The organism is Cupriavidus respiraculi (assembly GCF_914271545.1).
GTDB classification, from domain to species: Bacteria; Pseudomonadota; Gammaproteobacteria; order Burkholderiales; family Burkholderiaceae; genus Cupriavidus; species Cupriavidus respiraculi.
Map to the genome: position 1 here is coordinate 1,409,490 of NZ_CAJZAH010000002.1, position 16,920 is coordinate 1,426,409.

Annotated in this window: 13 protein-coding genes; 7 read left to right on the top strand and 6 right to left on the bottom strand. The window is 69.5% G+C overall.

The genetic code is table 11. The features are described from left to right. The first annotated feature begins 134 nt into the window (after nucleotides 1-134). Nucleotides 135-1,190 carry a hypothetical protein gene (locus tag LDO27_RS14295; RefSeq protein ID WP_224042342.1) on the top strand — a complete coding sequence of 352 codons (1,056 nt, stop codon included), beginning with the start codon at nucleotides 135-137 and terminating at the stop codon, nucleotides 1,188-1,190. A 26-nt stretch (nucleotides 1,191-1,216) separates the two neighbouring features. Here the strand turns inward: LDO27_RS14295 and LDO27_RS14300 are convergent, their stop codons facing one another. Then, a complete protein-coding gene (locus LDO27_RS14300; protein WP_224042344.1) occupies nucleotides 1,217-1,555 on the bottom strand; it encodes a DUF2917 domain-containing protein in 339 nt (112 codons plus the stop codon). 156 nt (nucleotides 1,556-1,711) lie between these two features. Here LDO27_RS14300 and LDO27_RS14305 point away from each other — a divergent pair, with 156 nt between their 5' ends. After that, nucleotides 1,712-3,112: an aminotransferase-like domain-containing protein gene (locus LDO27_RS14305; RefSeq protein WP_222202524.1), complete on the top strand. Its 1,401-nt coding sequence runs from the start codon at nucleotides 1,712-1,714 to the stop codon at nucleotides 3,110-3,112. 21 nt (nucleotides 3,113-3,133) lie between these two features. Here the strand turns inward: LDO27_RS14305 and LDO27_RS14310 are convergent, their stop codons facing one another. Continuing rightward, on the bottom strand, nucleotides 3,134-4,522 hold the full coding sequence (locus LDO27_RS14310; RefSeq protein ID WP_222202525.1) for an amino acid permease: 1,389 nt from the start codon (nucleotides 4,520-4,522) through the stop codon (nucleotides 3,134-3,136). 341 nt (nucleotides 4,523-4,863) lie between these two features. Between LDO27_RS14310 and LDO27_RS14315 the strand changes: the two genes are divergently transcribed. The 4 genes from LDO27_RS14315 to LDO27_RS14330 all read left to right on the top strand — a co-directional run bounded on the left by LDO27_RS14315 (nucleotide 4,864) and on the right by LDO27_RS14330 (nucleotide 9,304). After that, nucleotides 4,864-5,544 (top strand): response regulator transcription factor, encoded by a 681-nt coding sequence (locus LDO27_RS14315; protein WP_222202531.1) that lies wholly within the window; start codon nucleotides 4,864-4,866, stop codon nucleotides 5,542-5,544. Continuing rightward, nucleotides 5,537-6,775: a sensor histidine kinase gene (locus LDO27_RS14320; protein ID WP_222202533.1), complete on the top strand. Its 1,239-nt coding sequence runs from the start codon at nucleotides 5,537-5,539 to the stop codon at nucleotides 6,773-6,775. Before LDO27_RS14315 ends, LDO27_RS14320 begins: the two co-directional genes overlap by 8 nt. A 111-nt stretch (nucleotides 6,776-6,886) precedes the next feature. Next, a complete protein-coding gene (locus tag LDO27_RS14325) occupies nucleotides 6,887-8,593 on the top strand; it encodes a phosphoethanolamine transferase (RefSeq protein WP_224042345.1) in 1,707 nt (568 codons plus the stop codon). Between the two features lie 3 nt (nucleotides 8,594-8,596). Then, a complete protein-coding gene (locus tag LDO27_RS14330) occupies nucleotides 8,597-9,304 on the top strand; it encodes a phosphatase PAP2 family protein (protein ID WP_222202537.1) in 708 nt (235 codons plus the stop codon). Nucleotides 9,305-9,359: 55 nt separating this feature from the next. On the opposite strand, the gene LDO27_RS14335 is transcribed toward LDO27_RS14330, so the two are convergent. Together LDO27_RS14335 and LDO27_RS14340 are read right to left on the bottom strand one after the other, a co-directional pair. After that, complete coding sequence (locus LDO27_RS14335) at nucleotides 9,360-10,877, bottom strand: CoA-acylating methylmalonate-semialdehyde dehydrogenase (RefSeq protein ID WP_222202539.1); 1,518 nt, start codon at nucleotides 10,875-10,877, stop codon at nucleotides 9,360-9,362. A gap of 57 nt (nucleotides 10,878-10,934) precedes the next feature. Then, nucleotides 10,935-12,266: an aspartate aminotransferase family protein gene (locus LDO27_RS14340; protein ID WP_224042347.1), complete on the bottom strand. Its 1,332-nt coding sequence runs from the start codon at nucleotides 12,264-12,266 to the stop codon at nucleotides 10,935-10,937. 338 nt (nucleotides 12,267-12,604) lie between these two features. Here LDO27_RS14340 and LDO27_RS14345 point away from each other — a divergent pair, with 338 nt between their 5' ends. Further along, entirely contained in the window at nucleotides 12,605-14,062 is a 1,458-nt protein-coding gene (locus LDO27_RS14345) for an aminotransferase-like domain-containing protein (protein WP_224042349.1), read from the top strand. A 27-nt stretch (nucleotides 14,063-14,089) separates the two neighbouring features. Here the strand turns inward: LDO27_RS14345 and LDO27_RS14350 are convergent, their stop codons facing one another. Further along, nucleotides 14,090-14,668, bottom strand: coding sequence for an acyloxyacyl hydrolase (locus LDO27_RS14350; protein WP_222202544.1), 579 nt, complete (start codon nucleotides 14,666-14,668; stop codon nucleotides 14,090-14,092). Between the two features lie 368 nt (nucleotides 14,669-15,036). After that, on the bottom strand, nucleotides 15,037-16,782 hold the full coding sequence (locus tag LDO27_RS14355) for a putative bifunctional diguanylate cyclase/phosphodiesterase (RefSeq protein ID WP_224042351.1): 1,746 nt from the start codon (nucleotides 16,780-16,782) through the stop codon (nucleotides 15,037-15,039). Nucleotides 16,783-16,920 lie beyond the last annotated feature (138 nt).

Here is a 16,920-nt window from a genome sequence, read left to right on the forward strand (position 1 = left end):
GGGATCCCCGACGTGACGCCACATGCCTTCGGCTACAATCGATCAACCCGCCCCCGTGAGTCGCCTCCTCCGGTCGGCAAAACCACCACAGAGCACGGACGACCGTGCCGGCCACTACCTCTTGGGAGATCCCTATGCGCCAACGCGTGCGGGTGCTGCTGTCTTCGGCGGCTTCAGCGCTGGCCTGCCTTGCGTGCCTTCCCGGCCAGGCCCTGGCATGGGACTACACGCCCACCGTCATCTCCAGCCTGGCCTCGGTCTACGGGTACCTGACCAGCCAGTCGATCACGCTGGAGCGCGCGGCCGAGCAATATCCGTCGATGCGCCCCGAGATCGAGCGCACGCGCGCCGAATTCGACCGCCAGTTTCCCGACGCGCTGGAAAGCGTGACAAGGCTGTTCCAGGGCATTCCCTTGCCGGCCACCGACCGGGCGCGTCTCGCCACCAAGGTGCTGGAGATGGACCGCGACTCCATCCAGGCCGCCCTGGCCAACCAGCAGGCGGTACGCGACTTCCTGGACCGCGTGCGGGGAACCGCGCGCGGGGAGATGGAGCCCGATTCGCTGCAGTTGCTGCTGGCCGCCGTCTACGACGAGCGGCCCGCGGCGGAACTGGATACGCCCATGGCGCGCGTGCTGCGCACCAAGGGCACGCCGGCGGCGGGCAACGCCGACGTGTCGCTGCGCATGCCGCTGTCCTGGGAGCGCAACACGGCGCGGGAAAAACTGCGGGAAGACGCCACCATTTTCGCGTTCAACAGCCAGGGCGGCAGCGGGCTATCGACGATCGACCTGCTGACGCGGCCGCTGACGCAGGCGGCGGCCAACGCCGCGGAGGGTGCCACGGCCGCCGCGGCCGGCAAGGCGGCCGCCGGCGAGGCCGAGCGCCTGGCCAACGCGCTGCGCTTTGCCACCGGCACCACGCCGAAGCTCCTCGGCCAGGGCACCACGCGGCTGAAGCAGCGGACGATGACGTGGGTCAGTTTCTCCATCGCCGGCGAGGGCAGCGGCGGACGCACGCTGCAGTACGGGCGCATGTGGCTGCTGCCGCTGCGAGAGCACGAGCAGACCATGATGCTGCTGTGCCGCACAGGCGCGGTGCCGGAGGCCATCGCCGAGGCCGAGCGCAAGCGGCTCATGCCGCTGTGGGAGGCGGTGGCGGGCTCGATCGCCGTCTCGTCCGCACGCTGAAGCGCCCCCCGATGAAGCGCCGGCTCTCAATGGCCGGTGGTCCAGCACGCCGCCGGCAGGCCGGCGGGGCGGCCCGTCGCCCGGCGGACCACGGTACGGGCCACCTTCGCCAGCCGGCGCACCGACCACGGCGAGGCGGCCTGCGCCAGCGTGAAGCTGGCCCCCGGCGCATCGCCGGACAGCCACACCCGCTGCCCCTCGGGCAGCACGGCGACATCGCCCGGCACCAGCCAGATATCGGCGTGGTGCCCCTCCACCGTCAGCCATAGCCGGCCCTGGCGGGCCGTGATGGTCTGCCCCTCGCGGGCCCGCCAGCTCACCGGCCGCCCGCTTCCATCCAATTCGAAAGTCCTCAGTTCACGCATGGCATCGCTCCTGGTGGGGCCCGCGCAAGTGCCCCGGGCCACGCTTCCATTATTCATAGGGGCGCTTACAATCCCATGAACACTTCCGAACAGTTTTCCATGAACTGTTCAGTGGTTTTTCCTGACACTTGGACACTTCGATTCGCAGAGGCCGCGATGAAGCTCACCCTCGACACCTCCACCGGCATTCCGCTGACCGACCAGATCGTCCACGAGGTCAAGGCCTGGATCGCCTCGCGCGGCGCCCGCCCGGGCGCGCGGCTGCCCTCGATCCGGCAGCTGGCGGCCGAGCATGGCATCAGCCGGTTCCCGGTCATCGAGGCTTATGACCGGCTGGTATCGCAGGGACTGCTGGACTCGCGCCAGGGCTCCGGCTTCTTCGTCGCGCACAGTTCCTTCGCCGGCCAGCACGCCAAGGGATGGTCCGACCCGAGCCTTGCCGAGGACCTGTCCGACCACATCCTGGAGCAGTTCAACCATCCCAGCGCCACGCTCAAGCTGGCGGGCGGCTTCGTGCCGGAGGCGTGGCGCGATGTGGAGGGGCTCACGCAGGCGATCCGCCACGTCTCGCGCAACGAGATCGACAGCGTGATCCACTACGCCACGCCGCTCGGGCATCCCGAACTGCGGCGGCAGGTGCTGACGCGCGTGCGCCAGCTCGGCATCGAGGCGGAACTGCCGCAAGTGCTGATCACCGCCGGCGCGAGCCAGGCGCTGGACCTGGTGGTGCGCCATCTGCTGCGCCCGGGCGACACGGTGTTCGTCGAGGACCCGGGCTACTACAACCTGTTCGGGCTGCTGCGCCTGCACGGGGTGAAGCTGGTGGGTGTGCCGCACACGCCGACCGGCCCGGACCCGGATGCGGCCGAGGCGCTGCTGCGCGAGCACAAGCCCAAGCTGTTCTTTACCAACAGCGTGCTGCAGAACCCGACCGGTTCCACGCTCGCGCCGCAGATCGCATTCCGCCTGCTGGAACTGGCGCGGCGCCACGGCTTTCGCTTCGTCGAGGACGACATCTTCTCGGACTTCCAGCCGCACGCGACGGACCGGCTCGCTACGCTCGACCAGCTCGAGCACGTAATCTATATCGGGGGATTTTCCAAGACGGTGTCCGCATCGCTGCGGATCGGCTATCTGGTCGCCGACAAGGCGCTCGTCAAGGATCTGGTCGACGTGAAGGTGCTGACCAGCGTCGCCGGTTCGCATTTCGCCGAGGCGGTCACCGCCACGCTGCTCGAGCGCGGCCAGTACCGCAAGTACGTCGAACGGCTGCGCCTGCGGGTGCGGCAGGCCACCGCCAATGCCGTCAGGCGGCTGGCGGAGGCCGGATGGGAGATTTTCTGCGAGCCGGCGGGCGGCAATTTCCTGTGGGCGCGGTGCCCGCACGTCGACGATTCGCGCCAGCTCGTGGCCCTTGCCGAGCGCCACGGCGTGACGCTCGCGCCCGGCAACTACTTCCGCCCCGCCGGCGAGACCGCGCCCTGGATCCGCATCAACTCGGCGTATATCGAGGAGCCGCGCGCGCTGGCGTTCCTCGCCGAGGCGGGCCGGACCTGAGGCCCGGCCCGCCGGCGAGCCCTAGCGGTGCAGCACCGCGTTGCGGCGCGCGTAGAGAAAGTAGATCGCCAGGCCGATCGCCAGCCAGGTCAGGAAGGCGATCCACGTGCGCAGTTGCAGATGCGCCATCAGGAACAGGCAGAACGCCACCGACAGCAACGGCACCACCGGCACGCCGGGGCAGCGGAACGCGCGCGGCAGGTCCGGGCGCGTTCTGCGCAGCACCAGCACCGCCACCGAGATCAGCGCGAAGGCGGACAGCGTGCCGATATTGATCAGCTCGGCCAGCACGTTCAGCGGCACGAAGCCCGCGATGGACGCGAACACGATGCCCACCGTCCAGGTGGCGACGAACGGCGTCGCGTGCACCTTGTGCACCGAGGACAGCCGCGCCGGCAGCAGGCCGTCGCGCGACATCGCGAACAGGATGCGGGTCTGGCCGAAGGTCATCACCAGGATCACCGTGGTCATGCCCAGGATCGCGCCCAGGTCGATGAAGCCGGCCACCCAGTTCTGGCCGGCGTACTGCAGCGCCAGCGACACCGGGTGATCGACCCCGGCGAACTTCGCGAACGGCACGATGCCGGTCATGATTGCCGCCACCACCACGTACAGCACGGTGCAGACGGCCAGCGAACCGATGATGCCGATGGGCAGGTCGCGGCGGGGGTTGCGCACTTCCTCCGCCGCCGAAGTCACCGCGTCGAAGCCGATAAAGGCAAAGAACACCAGCGCCGCGGCATTGAACACCCCGGTGAAGCCGAACGGCGTAAACGGCTGCCAGTTGGCGGGCTGCACGTGCCATACGCCCACCGCGATGAACAGCAGCACCACGCCGACCTTGATCGCCACCATCACGTTGTTCACGCGCGCCGACTCGCGCACGCCGTAGGACACCACCCAGGTGATCGCCAGCATGATGAGCATCGCCGGCAGGTTCAGTACGGTCTCCACCCCGGGCACGGACCCCGGCGCCGCGGTCAGCGCCGCGGGCAGCCGGATGCCGAAGCCGCCGATCAGCGACTGGAAATAGCCGGACCAGCCCACCGACACCGCGGAGGTGGCCAGCCCATATTCGAGCAGCAGGTCCCAGCCGATCATCCACGCGACGATCTCGCCCAGCGTGGCGTAGCTGTAGGTGTAGATCGAGCCGGACACCGGAATCGCCGTGGAGAATTCGGCGTAGCACAGCGCGGCAAACCCGCACGCCAGCGCCGCGATCACGAAGGACAGGGTCAGCGCGGGCCCGGCCGTCAGCGCCCCGGTGCCGGTCAGCACGAAGATGCCGGTGCCGATGATCGCGCCGATGCCCATCAGCACCAGGTCCACGGGCCCAAGCACCTTTCTGAGGCCGTCGTCGCGGGCTTCGGCCAGCATCGTTTCGATGTTCTTCGTGCGGAATAAGCTCATGGAGGACTCTCCGGGAAAGCCTGAGCACGTCGGGGCGGTCAGGCGCGGGTATGCAGAGGGAAAGGGCGCTGCACGGCGTCGCGGCTGGCGGCCGTGGCATGAGGGCGCCCCGGAAAAATGGGCCGTAGTGTAGCGCGGCGGTTGCGCGAAACCGTCACATATATCCGCGGGCCTCCGCTTTTGGGGGATGCGCTGTTCCTGCTTCGCGGGCGCGCCGAAGGGGGGCGAAGCCCGGTGCCCAACGGGCGCGCATGAGGCGCGACGGAAGCTGATAGGATGCCTGCCGTGCCACCTCGTGGCATCCGTCAGCCGAGTCTCCAGCCCTACTGCCTGCCCCTGCCATGCGTATTCTGCTCGTCGAGGACGACGCCGAAATCTGTGCGAATCTGTACGAGTACCTGACCGCGCGCGGCCATCACGTCGATGCCGCGCCCAACGGCCTGGTGGCGCTGCACCTGGCCACGTCCGCGCCGTTCGACGCGGTGGTGCTCGACCTGGGCCTGCCGGGCATGGACGGCCTGACGCTGGCGCAGCGCCTGCGGCGCGACGCGCGGCTGTCCACCCCCATCCTGATGCTGACCGCGCGCGATACGCTGGACGACAAGCTGGCGGGCTTCGACGCCGGCGCCGACGACTATCTGGTCAAGCCGTACGCGATGAAGGAGGTCGAGGCGCGGCTGCTCGCCCTTGCCAAGCGTGCGCAGGGCCGCGTCGTGGACGAGCGCATGCGGCTGGGCGGTATCGAATACGATCCCGGCAGCGGCGAACTGCGCTGGGAAGGCCGGCCGGTGGCGCTGCCGCCCAAGGCCATGCGCCTGCTGGTGGCGATGCTCGGGCGCCCGGGACAGTTGTTCAGCCGCGCCGAACTGGAGGTGCTGATCTGGGGCGAGGAGCAGGAAACCAGCGATGCGCTGCGGACCCAGATTGCGCAGTTGCGCCGGGTGCTGACCCGCGCCGACGGGCGCTGCCCCCTGCTGACCGTGCACGGGCGCGGTTACCGGCTGGCCGATCCCGATGCGTGAGTCCGCCCGCCGCAGCCTGCGCGCGCGCCTGGTATGGGCGTTCTTCCTGCTGACCACCTTCGTGCTGGTTGTCCTGATCGCGGCACTGTTCGCCATCGGCGAGGCGCAGGAGGCGGACCTGATCGACGAGGTGATCGATTCCGCGCTGGACAGCGTCATCGTGCAGGGCATGAGTTCGCCGCGCGGCGTGCTGGGCGAGAACCTGACGGTCTATCGCGCTCCCATCGGCGCGATACCGGCGGGCATGCCGGCGCCGGTGGCCGCACTGCCGGCGGGCCTGCACGAGTGGGTGACGGGCGGCACCGAATACCACATCGGCATTCGCGAGCACGACGGCGAGCGGTTCTATCTGTTCTACGACGAGACCGGCTATGCGAGGCGCATGGCGTGGCTGTACTGGTCGCTGGGCATCGGCGGCGTGCTGCTCTCGCTGCTGTCGCTGACGCTGGGCTATCGGATCGCCCGCTCGCTGCTGCGCCAGTTCGAACACCTGACCGCCGGGCTGGCGCAGGGCGAAGGACCGCTTTCCCGGCCCGATCAGGACCGCGAGGTGGCGTTGCTGGCGCGGGCGCTGGACGACTATCGCGCCCGCAATGCGGCCCTGATTGCGCGCGAGCGGGAATTCACCGCCAACGTCAGCCACGAGCTGCGCACGCCGCTCACCCGCATCCGCACCAGCGCCGAGTTGCTGGCCGAAGGCGTGCAGGACGATGGCAGCCGTGCGCAGCGCATCGTGCTCGCCGTCGACGAACTGGAGCGCCGGCTCAAGGGCCTGCTGTTCCTCGCGCGCGGCGACGCGACGCCGCCGTTGCGCACCGTCGATCTGCGGCCGTTCGTGGATGGCCTGCTGGAGCCTTACCGCGAAAGCTGCGAGGCGCGCGGCATCGCGCTGGACAATTGCATTCCGGCGCAGGCGGCAGTCGACGTCGCCCCCGATCTGCTGGCCCTGCTGCTGGACAACCTCGTGCGCAACGCGGTCCAGTACACCGAGCGCGGCAGCATCGTCACGCGCTTCGACGACGGCTGGCTGTCGGTCCGCGATACCGGCATCGGCATTGCGCAGGACCAGCAACAGCGCGTGTTCGAGCGCCATTTTCGCGCCGGCAACACCGGCGACGGTTCCGGGCTTGGCCTGGCCATCGTGCGGGAAGTCGCGGCGCGCTGCGGCTGGCGTTGCGAGATCGACAGCCATCCGGGCAAGGGAACGGAAGTCCGCGTGCGCATCAGGTAGACGCAGCGCCCACGAAGCGCCGCACCACACAAAACCCTCACAAAGCCCGCGCAGTTTCCTCACGCCCGCATTGTTAGCTTGTCGGCTGCCCTTTTCGCCTGCCGACTCGCCATGCTGGACTCCCGCCTTGCCAACGCCGGCCACCGCCGGCGGCCACCGCTGCGCCCGGAATGGATCACGCTCTCCATCGCGCTCTTTCTGCTGTTGTTCTGCAATACCGGCTTCTGGCGACAGCTGCTGTCGGTGCATCCGCTGACGGCCGCCAGCGCGCTCGGCCTCGCCGCGGCCTTCGGCTTCCTGCTCGTCATGCTGAACCTGGCGCTGACCATGCTGGCATGGCCCTGGGTGCTGCGTCCGCTGATCACGGTGCTGCTGGTGGCCACGGCACTCGTGTCCTACTTCATCAACGAGTACGGGGTCATGGTGGATGTGGGCATGGTCCGCAACGCTTTGCAGACCGACTACCGCGAAGCCCGTGACCTGCTGACGGTAAAGCTGTTCGCGCACGCGCTGCTGCTGGGGGCCCTGCCCGCGTGGCTGCTGTGGCGTGTCCCGATCCGCTGGCGCCCGCCCGGGCGGGAGGTCGCCAGCAAGGCGCTGGTGGCGCTGCTGTCATTGCTGCTGTTGGCCGGCATCGCGCAGGCCTACTACCAGACCTTTGCGTCGGTGGCGCGCAATCATCGGGAACTGCGCTTTCTGCTGACGCCGCTGAACTATATTCAGGCGGCCGGCAGCTACGTGCGGCATCGGTCCATCGGTCCGCGTACCGTCGCGCCCTATGGCACCGACGCCCGGCTCGGCGCGTCCTGGCAGCACCGTCCACGCCCGTCGCTCACCGTGCTGGTGATCGGCGAAACCGCGCGCGCCGACCACTTTTCGCTGAACGGCTATGGGCGCGACACCAACCCGCTGCTGGCGAGGCAGCCGGGACTGGTCAGCCTGCGCAACGTCTGGTCGTGCGGCACCGAAACGGCGGTCTCGCTGCCCTGCATGTTCTCTGGCTACGGGCGCGACGCCTTCAGCGTGGAGAAGGCCAGCCAGCGTGAGGGCCTGCTGGACATCCTGCAGCGAGCCGGGCTGGCGGTCGAGTGGCACGACAACCAGTCCGGCTGCAAGGGCGTGTGCGACCGCGTACCGTCGAGCACGATCCGCACTTCCCGCCAGCCCGGCGTATGCGGGGCCGACGGCTGCCTGGACGAGGCGCTGCTCGACGGGGTCAAGGAACGACTGGAGCGGCTGGCCGCACCGGACCCGCTGCACCACGTGGACAATGCGAGCCGGACGGAACGGCGCGGCGACAACGCGGTGCTGGTGCTGCATATGATGGGCAGCCACGGACCGGCTTACTACAGCCGCTATCCCGCACGCGTCGCAGCCTTCGGCCCGGCGTGCAGGACCAGCCAACTCGACCAGTGCTCCCGGCAGCAGATCGTCGACGGCTACGACAACTCCCTGCGGTACACGGATGCCGTGCTGGCCGGACTCATCGAGATGTTGCGCGACTACGCCGACCGCGTGGATACCGCGATGATCTACGTGTCCGACCACGGCGAGTCGCTGGGCGAGCACGGCCTGTACCTGCACGGCACGCCGTATCTGGTCGCACCGGACCCTCAGAAGCACGTGCCCATGCTGATGTGGTTCGCCGACGGCTATCGCCGCGACTTCGGCATCGATGGCGAGTGCCTCTCGCGTGCGAGCGCTACGCGCTACTCCCACGACAATCTGTTCCACTCGATGCTTGGCCTGCTCGATGTGGATACCGCCGTCTACGACCGCGCGCAGGACATGTTCGCCAACTGCCGCAGGCCGGTGTAAGACATGGGCAATCCCTTCAACCGGCATCCGGCCCGCTTCTGGCTATGGCATCTCGCGCTGCCGCTGGCGGGCGGCCTGCTGCTGTGGCTGGTGTTCCCGCGTACCGGACTGGATCACCGCATCGAGGGATGGTTCTACGATCCGGCGGCCAGGGCGTTCCCGCTGCGCGAGGCCGTCTGGCTGACGGCGGGCCTGCACAGCGGGCTGAAGATGGCGGTGATCGTAATGGCCGCTCTGGCGCTGTGCGGCTGGCTGATGTCGTTCTTCGACCTCGGCCTCAGGCCCGAACGGCGCAGGCTGGGCTGGATCGCGGCCACTGTCGCGCTGGCCTCGCTGACGGTGGCGCTGCTCAAGCACGGCAGCATCCACCATTGCCCCTGGGATATTGCCGCCTACGGCGGTTATGCGCCCGACATCCCCCTGTTCGGCGAACTGCCGCACGGCATCGCGCCGGGCCGCTGCTTTCCCGCCGGCCATGCGTCGGGAGGCTTTGCGCTGATGGCCCTGTACTTCGGCATGCGCGATGACCGGCCCGGCGCCGCCAGGTACGCGCTGACGGGCGCGCTGTTGCTCGGCTCGCTGATGGGCTGGGGGCAGACCATGCGCGGCGCGCACTTCCTGTCGCACACGCTGTGGTCGGCCTGGGTGGTGTGGATGGTATTGCTGGCGGCCTATGTTGCGTATCCACCGGCGGCGGGCGCGACACGCTGAGGCCGGGGGATGCGGGCCGGCCATGGCGGCCATGGCCCGGCCCGATCGGGGCGGCTTACTTCGCCACCGGCATCGTGAACTCGGCGCCCTTGGCGATGCTGTCGGTCCAGCGCTGCATCACGCTCTTGTAGCGCGTGTAGAAGCGCACGCCTTCCTCGCCGTAGGCGTGGTGGTCGCCGAACAGCGAGCGCTTCCAGCCGCCGAACGAATGCCACGCCATGGGCACCGGGATGGGCACGTTGATGCCGACCATGCCCACCTGGATCTGCCGCGCGAAGGCGCGTGCGATGCCGCCGTCGCTGGTGTAGCAGGACACGCCGTTGCCGTACTCGTGCGCGTTGATCAACTGCACCGCCTCCGCGAAGTCGTGCACGCGCACCACCGACAGCACCGGCCCGAAGATCTCTTCCTTGTAGATCGTCATGTCGGGCGTGACGTGGTCGAACAGCGTGCCGCCGACGTAGAAGCCGTTCTCGTGCCCCTGGACCTTGTGGCCGCGGCCATCGGTCACCAGCGTGGCGCCTTCCTCGACGCCCTTGGCGATATAGCCCTCGACCTTGGCCTTGTGGGCGCCGGTGACCAGCGGTCCCATCTCGGCGTCGGGCTCCAGACCATTGCGGATCTTCAGTGCCTTGGCGCGCTCCGCCAGCCGCGGCACCAGCTTGTCGGCCACCTCGCCCACCGCCACGGCGACCGAGATCGCCATGCAGCGCTCCCCGGCCGAGCCGTAGGCCGCGCCGATCAGCGCGTCGACGGCCTGCTCGAGATCGGCGTCGGGCATCACCACGAGATGGTTCTTGGCGCCGCCCAGCGCCTGCACGCGCTTGCCGTGCTTCGTGCCTTCCGTATAGATGTACTCGGCGATGGGCGTGGAGCCGACGAAGGACAGCGCCTGCACGTCGGGGTGGCGCAGCAGCGCGTCGACGGCGACCTTGTCGCCCTGTACCACGTTGAACACGCCGTCGGGCAGGCCGGCCTGCTTGAGCAGGTCGGCGATCAGCAGGCTGGGCGACGGGTCGCGCTCCGACGGCTTGAGCACGAAGGTGTTGCCGCAGGCCAGCGCCACCGGGAACATCCACATGGGCACCATCACCGGGAAGTTGAACGGCGTGATGCCGGCCACCACGCCCAGCGGCTGGCGCAGGTTCCAGTTGTCGATGCCGCCGCCGATGTTGTCGGTGAAGTCGGTCTTGAGCAGGTTGGGAATGCCGCAGGCGAACTCGACGATCTCGATGCCGCGCGTGACCTCGCCGCGGGCGTCCGACAGGACCTTGCCGTGTTCGCGGGTGATCAGCGCGGCGAGATCGTCGTGATGCTTGTCCAGCAGTTCCTTGAACTTGAACAGGATGCGCGCGCGGCGCAGCGGCGGGGTCTCGGACCATGCCGGGAACGCGGCCTGGGCGGCCGCCACGGCGTCCGCCACGTCCTGCTCGGTGCCGAGGCCGACCCGGCTGCCGACTTCGCCGGTGGCGGGATTGAAGACGTCGGCAAAACGCTCCGACGACGCGCGGCGGACCGTGCCGCCGATGTAGTGCTGGATTTCGGCGATCTGCCGGTTTTCTGCGATGTTCACTGCTGTCTTCCTCGCGTGTTCGTGGTCGGGCGGGACGGGGCGGCGCCCCGCGCCCGCTTACCGGATTTCCTTGAGCACCTGTCTGACGGTGTCGAACATCTCGCCGATCTGCGCCTCGGTGATGATCAGCGGCGGCGAGAAGGCCAGGATGTCGCCCGTATAGCGCACCAGCACCCCTCGCTCCAGGCACTTCAGGAAGGCTTCGTAGGCGCGCGCGCCGGGCTCGCCCGCGCGCGGCTCCAGTTCGATGCCGGCCACCAGGCCCAGGTTGCGGATGTCCTTGACGTTGGGCGCGTCGCGCAGCGCATGCACCGATTCCTCGAACAGCGGCGCCAGGCGGTTGGCGCGGCCGAACAGGTCTTCGCGCTGGTACAGGTCCAGCGTGGCGATCGCCGCGGCCGCGGCCAGCGGGTGCCCCGAGTACGTGTAGCCGTGCGGCAGCTCGATCGCGCCTGCGGCGGCCGCGTTGATGACCGTGTCGTGCACCTCGCGCCGTACCGCGACCGCGCCCATCGGCACCGCGGCGTTGTTGATGGCCTTGGCCATCGTGATCAGGTCGGGCGTCACGTTGAAGCGCTCGGCCGCAGTGGCCGCGCCCAGGCGGCCGAACGCGGTGATGACCTCGTCGAAGATCAGCAGGATGCCGTGCTTGCTGGTGATCTCGCGCAGCTTTTCGAGATAGCCCACCGGCGGCACCAGCACGCCGGCCGAGCCTGCCAGCGGCTCGACGATGACGGCTGCCACATTGGACGGATCGTGCAGCGCGAGGATGCGCTCCAGGTCCTCGGCCAGATGGGCGCCCCATTGCGGCTGGCCCCTGGAGAAGCCCGCCTCGGCGATATTGAGCGTGGCGGGCAGATGGTCCGTGCCCGGCATCAGGTTGGCCGAAAACGCCTTGCGGTTCGGGCCGATGCCGCCCACGGCCATGCCGCCGAAGCCCACGCCGTGGTAGCCGCGCTCGCGGCCGATGAAGCGGGTGCGCTGGCCCTCGCCGCGCGCGCGGTGGTAGGACAGCGCGATCTTCAGCGCGGAGTCCACCGCCTCGGAACCCGAGTTGGTGAAGAAAATGCGGTCCAGCCCGGCCGGCATGATGTCCGCGACCTTGGTGGCGGCCTCGAACGACAGCGGGTGGCCCATCTGGAACGGCGGCGCGTAGTCGAGCGTCTGCGCCTGGCGCATCACCGCCTCGACGATTTCGGTGCGGCAGTGGCCCGCGGCCACGCACCACAGGCCCGCGCAGCCGTCCAGCACCTTGCGGCCGTCGTGGGTCGTGTAGTACATGCCGCTGGCCGAGGCGAGCAGGCGCGGCGCCGCCTTGTACTGGCGGTTGGCCGTGTAGGGCATCCACAGGGCGTCGAGATCGGGAATCACGGTCTTGGCGGCGTCCATACGTCCTCCTTGGGAAGTGCTATCCGGGTCGTGGGAATGGCCGGCGCGTCGCCGGCGGTCGATATCCCCACTGTAGCGGGCCGGTATGGCCGACAAAATATACGGTCGCGAAGAGATTGCCTGACCGTACAGGTGGCGATGGGCGAACCGTACAGGCTGCGTGGCGTTGCACACCTCTCCAACCGTGCTGCGCGCGCCGCCTCGCAACGCCGCGGTTGCCCATAGCATGGCGCCGCGACGGCAAACTGCCCCCGAACCGGACGGCGTGCGCGGCGGGCTCCAACTGCACAGTCGCGGAACGCTTGAACTGTACAGGTTTCCCGCCGACAATCCCGTCCATGATTGCACTGGACCTGACCCGCAGCCGCCGCGGCGGCGACACCCTGACCGAGCAGATCGTGGCCGGCATCGCCGGACTGATCGACCGGCGGGTGCTGCGCCCCGGCGCCGCCATCCCCTCGGTGCGGCGTCTCGCGGCGCAGCACGATGTCAGCACCTTCACCGTGGCCGAGGCCTATGGCCGGCTGACGGCGCTGGGTTACCTGGCCGCGCGCGCCGGCTCCGGCTATACGGTCGCCCACCGGCAGGCGCCCGCGGGCCAGCCGCCCGCGGCGCGCCGCGAGACCCCCGGGCTGAACGCGGCCTGGCTGTTGTCCGACGTGTTTGCCGACCATTCGGTGCCGATCAAGGCCGGCGCGGGTTGGCTGCCCGGCGACTGGCTCAACGAGGAAGGGTTGCACCAGGCCATGCGCGCGGCCTCGCGCGTACCGGCCGCGCAGGTGTCCGGCTATGGCCACCCCTACGGCTTCGCGGCGCTGCGCGAGCACATCGCGGCGGGGCTGGCGCAGTACGGCATGCCGGTGCAGGCACAGCAGGTGGTGCTCACGCAGGGCGCGACACAGGCGCTGGACCTGGTGGTGCGCACGCTGCTGCGCCCCGGCGACACGGTGCTGGTCGAGGATCCGTGCTACTGCAACCTGCTGCAGATCCTGCGGCTGGCGGGGCTGCGCGTCGTCGGCGTGCCGCGCACGGCCACCGGGCTGGATACCGACGCGCTCGATCTTGCGCTGCGCACGCATGCGCCGCGCGCTCTGTTCGTCAATACGGTGCTGCAGAATCCCACCGGCGGCACGCTGTCCAGCATGAACGCGCACCGCGTGCTGCAACTGGCCGAGCAGCACGGCATGCTGGTGGTGGAGGACGACATCTACCGCGAGCTGGCGCCCGCGGGCTCGCCGATGCTGGCGGCCATGGACGGGCTGTCGCACGTGATCTACGTGAACGGGTTTTCCAAGACCATCGCGCCGTCGCTGCGCGTGGGCTACCTGGCCGCCAGCCCGGAGATCGCCAAGGCGCTGGCGCGTACCAAGATGGCGGTGGGGCTGACCTCGTCCGAGGTGACGGAACGGCTGGTGTATTCGGTGCTGACCAGCGGCCACTACGGCCGCCACGTGACCGCCCTGGCCGCGCGGCTGCGCGCCCAGCAGGATCTGGTGACCGACAGGATGGAGGCGCACGGGCTGGAGGTGCTGCTGCGCCCGGAAGGCGGCATGTTCGCCTGGGCGCGCGTGCGCGATGTGCAGGCCGCCGAGCCCGCGCTGCATGCGAACCAGCTCGCCACGCAGGCGCTCGCGCATGGCATCTGGCTGGCGCCAGGGTCGTACTTCGATCCGGGCGAGGCGGACTCGCCGTGGATCCGCTTCAACGTGGCCACCACCGACGCGCCCGCGCTATGGGCGTTCTTCGATGCGCTGGCGGCCGGCGGGACCGGCACGGCGGCGCGCCGCCCGGCCTGACCGGAGCCGGGCCGGGCGCCGCGGCGCTCAGAAGCGGTAGCGCACGTAGCCGGTGTAGAAGTCGGTACCCGGGTTCGGACGCTTGATGCTGGCGTTCGAGATGTGCTGGTAGCGGAAGCCCACTTCGGCGCGCTGCTGCGGGCCGAAGGCCACGCCGATGCCGGCCATGTCCGAGAACTGGAAGGCCGTACTGTAGCGGTGCTCGTCGGACGTATGGGTGCTGCTCATCAGGCGCAGGCCCACCGACAGCTCCGCGAACGGCACCCACGAGGCGCCGCGCTTCTCGATGCGCAGGATCGGCGACAGGCCGAATTCCGTGACGTCCTGGCGATTGGTGCCGCGGCGGGCGTTCCAGCGCGCCAGTTCCACTTCGTACTGCAGCTTGGCACCCCAGCCGTTGGGATTGCCCCAGGCGAAGCCCGAATCCCAGTTCAGGCCGATCTCGTACTTGTTCAGGCCGTTGTCGGTATCACGGCCGAAGGCCACGTGCACGGCGGGATCGGCCTGGGCGGGCGCGGCGATCAGGGTCGCGGCCGCGGCGGCGGCCAGCAGCCAGGCATTGCGGAACTGGCGGGCCGGCGTCGCGCGTTGTTGTTCTGAAGTCATGTCGAGGATAAGGAGGTTGGGGAGGAGAAGACGGGCGCAGGCGAAAGGCATGCCGGCGCGGGCGCAGGGGATTCGTTTCGGGGCCAGGTTCAGGCCCACAGCCGTTCGATCACCCAGCCGACAGTGGCGCAAAGCCCCAGCCAGCAAGTGATGCAGCCGGCGATAAAGCGGTAAGTCATGGCGAAATCAACAGCGGAAAAGTGCACAACTCTGCAACGAGAGCCGCATGATACATCCACTGATGAATGTATGTTGCAGGCGCGTCGCTCGGGGGCGGGCACTGTGGCGCGGGCGCCAACATGCCTCGTCCGCCGCTGCGCCCCCTTGCAGCACCACACCGCGGGAGGGGTTCCGCTTCGCGCGGGCGCTCAGTCCGGCCGGAACGCCGCCCGGTCGTGGCTGGCCAGCACGAAAGCCGCGAAATCGCCGGCCGGCAGCGGCCGGCTGAACAGATAGCCCTGCGCCACGTCGCAGCCCTCCTGCGCCAGCACGCGCCGCTCCGCCTCCAGCTCCACGCCCTCGGCCAGGCTGCGCATGCCCATCGAGCGGGCGAGCCCGATGACGCCGCGCATCACCGCCAGCGCGTTGGGCGAGCGGCCCAGCGCATGCACGAACGAGCGGTCGATCTTCAGGGTGTCGACCGGCAGCCGGATCAGGTAGGACAGGCTGGAATAGCCGGAACCAAAGTCGTCCAGCGACGTACTCAGGCCCTGCGATTTCAGTTCGTGCAGCACGGCGGCGGCAGACTCGAAGTCCGTCATCAGCGAGTCCTCGGTGACCTCCACGTCCAGCATGCCCGCCGGCACCCCGTACTCGCGCGTGAGCCGGGCGACGGTCGCGGGCAATCCCGGCGACATCAGCTGCCGGGCCGACAGGTTCAGCGAGATCTTCGGCACCGGCACGCCGTCGCGCAGCCATTCGCCGAGCTGGCGGCACACGGCGCGGATCACCCATTCGCCGACCGCGGTCTCCAGCGGCGAGTCGAGGACGACGTCGAGGAATTCGCCCGGCGCAAGCAGCCCGCGCGCCGGATGCTGCCAGCGCAGCAGCGCTTCGGCGCCGACCAGGCTGGCCTCGGCCAGCGCCACCTGCGGCTGGAAATGCAGCACGAACTGATGGTCGGCCAGCGCCGCGGGCAGGTCGCCGCGCAGCGCGAGCTTCTCGCGCATGCCGCGCGCCAGTTCCGGCCGGAACACGCGGCACTGCAGCCGCCCGGCGGATTTGGCCGCGTACATGGCGACGTCCGCCTGGTCCAGCAGCGTCTCGGCCGTGACGGCCGGATCGTTGGCGGGCAGCACGGCAATGCCGACGCTTGCGCCCAGCGTCACCGTGCGCCCGCCCACCTGCATCGGCTCGGACACCCTTGCGATCAGCTGGCGCGCAAACGCTTCGGCGTGCGTCACCGCATTGCCCCGCAGCACGAAGACAAACTCGTCGCCGCCCACGCGGGCGACGAACACGGGCGGCGTGGTCAGCTCGCGAATGCGCCGCGCCACCTCGCGCAGCACGCTGTCGCCGGTGGCATGGCCGAACGCGTCGTTGACCTCCTTGAAGCGGTCCAGATCGACGAACAGCACCGCGAGCGCCGCCTCGCCGCCGCTCAGCGGCAGCGGCGCGCGCGCGAAGCCCACCGCGTGGCTGAGCACCTGCATGCATTGCCGGCGGTTGGGCAGCCCGGTCAGGTAGTCGTGCCCGGCCTGGTACTCCAGCTGGGTGGAATGGTCGTGTTCGCTGGTGACGTCGCGAAACAGCACGCTGAGCCCCGCCACGTGCGGAAACGCGCGCGCCTCGAACCAGCTTGCCAGCGGCGCATAGTAGGCGGTGCAGGCGCGCGGCTCGCCGCTGGCGGCCGCCTGCTGGTAGGCGTGATAGTAGTCCGAGCCGATCAGGTCGGGATAGACCTCCCACAGGCGGCGCCCGGCAAGGTCTTCCCAGTTCTTGCGCAACAGCCGTTCCGCCGTGCGGTTCACGTAGGTCAGGCGCCAGTCGCGGTCCAGCGAGAGGAAGCCGTCGGTGATGCTGTCGAGCATGGCGCCGAGGTGGGCCGTGGGCACCTCCATGTCGGCGGCCCGGTCGTGCCCATGCTGGCCGGGCGGGGTGAAGGGGTCATCCATTCCAAGCAGCTCCATAGCGGCGGTGCGCCAGGAACTGGCCAGCGCCCCGGGTCACCGCTTGCACCCATTCTAAAACGGATCGGTGCGCGGGCCGCCGCGCCGTGGCTTTCACGGTACGCGACGGGGCATGCCGCGGGC

Coding starts and splice junctions, on each gene's coding strand:
- LDO27_RS14295 (WP_224042342.1), top strand. CDS start 135: ATGCGCCAACGCGTGCGGGTGCTGCTGTCTTCGGCGGCTTCAGCGCTG.
- LDO27_RS14300 (WP_224042344.1), bottom strand. CDS start 1,555: ATGCGTGAACTGAGGACTTTCGAATTGGATGGAAGCGGGCGGCCGGTG.
- LDO27_RS14305 (WP_222202524.1), top strand. CDS start 1,712: ATGAAGCTCACCCTCGACACCTCCACCGGCATTCCGCTGACCGACCAG.
- LDO27_RS14310 (WP_222202525.1), bottom strand. CDS start 4,522: ATGAGCTTATTCCGCACGAAGAACATCGAAACGATGCTGGCCGAAGCC.
- LDO27_RS14315 (WP_222202531.1), top strand. CDS start 4,864: ATGCGTATTCTGCTCGTCGAGGACGACGCCGAAATCTGTGCGAATCTG.
- LDO27_RS14320 (WP_222202533.1), top strand. CDS start 5,537: ATGCGTGAGTCCGCCCGCCGCAGCCTGCGCGCGCGCCTGGTATGGGCG.
- LDO27_RS14325 (WP_224042345.1), top strand. CDS start 6,887: ATGCTGGACTCCCGCCTTGCCAACGCCGGCCACCGCCGGCGGCCACCG.
- LDO27_RS14330 (WP_222202537.1), top strand. CDS start 8,597: ATGGGCAATCCCTTCAACCGGCATCCGGCCCGCTTCTGGCTATGGCAT.
- LDO27_RS14340 (WP_224042347.1), bottom strand. CDS start 12,266: ATGGACGCCGCCAAGACCGTGATTCCCGATCTCGACGCCCTGTGGATG.
- LDO27_RS14345 (WP_224042349.1), top strand. CDS start 12,605: ATGATTGCACTGGACCTGACCCGCAGCCGCCGCGGCGGCGACACCCTG.
- LDO27_RS14350 (WP_222202544.1), bottom strand. CDS start 14,668: ATGACTTCAGAACAACAACGCGCGACGCCGGCCCGCCAGTTCCGCAAT.
- LDO27_RS14355 (WP_224042351.1), bottom strand. CDS start 16,782: ATGGATGACCCCTTCACCCCGCCCGGCCAGCATGGGCACGACCGGGCC.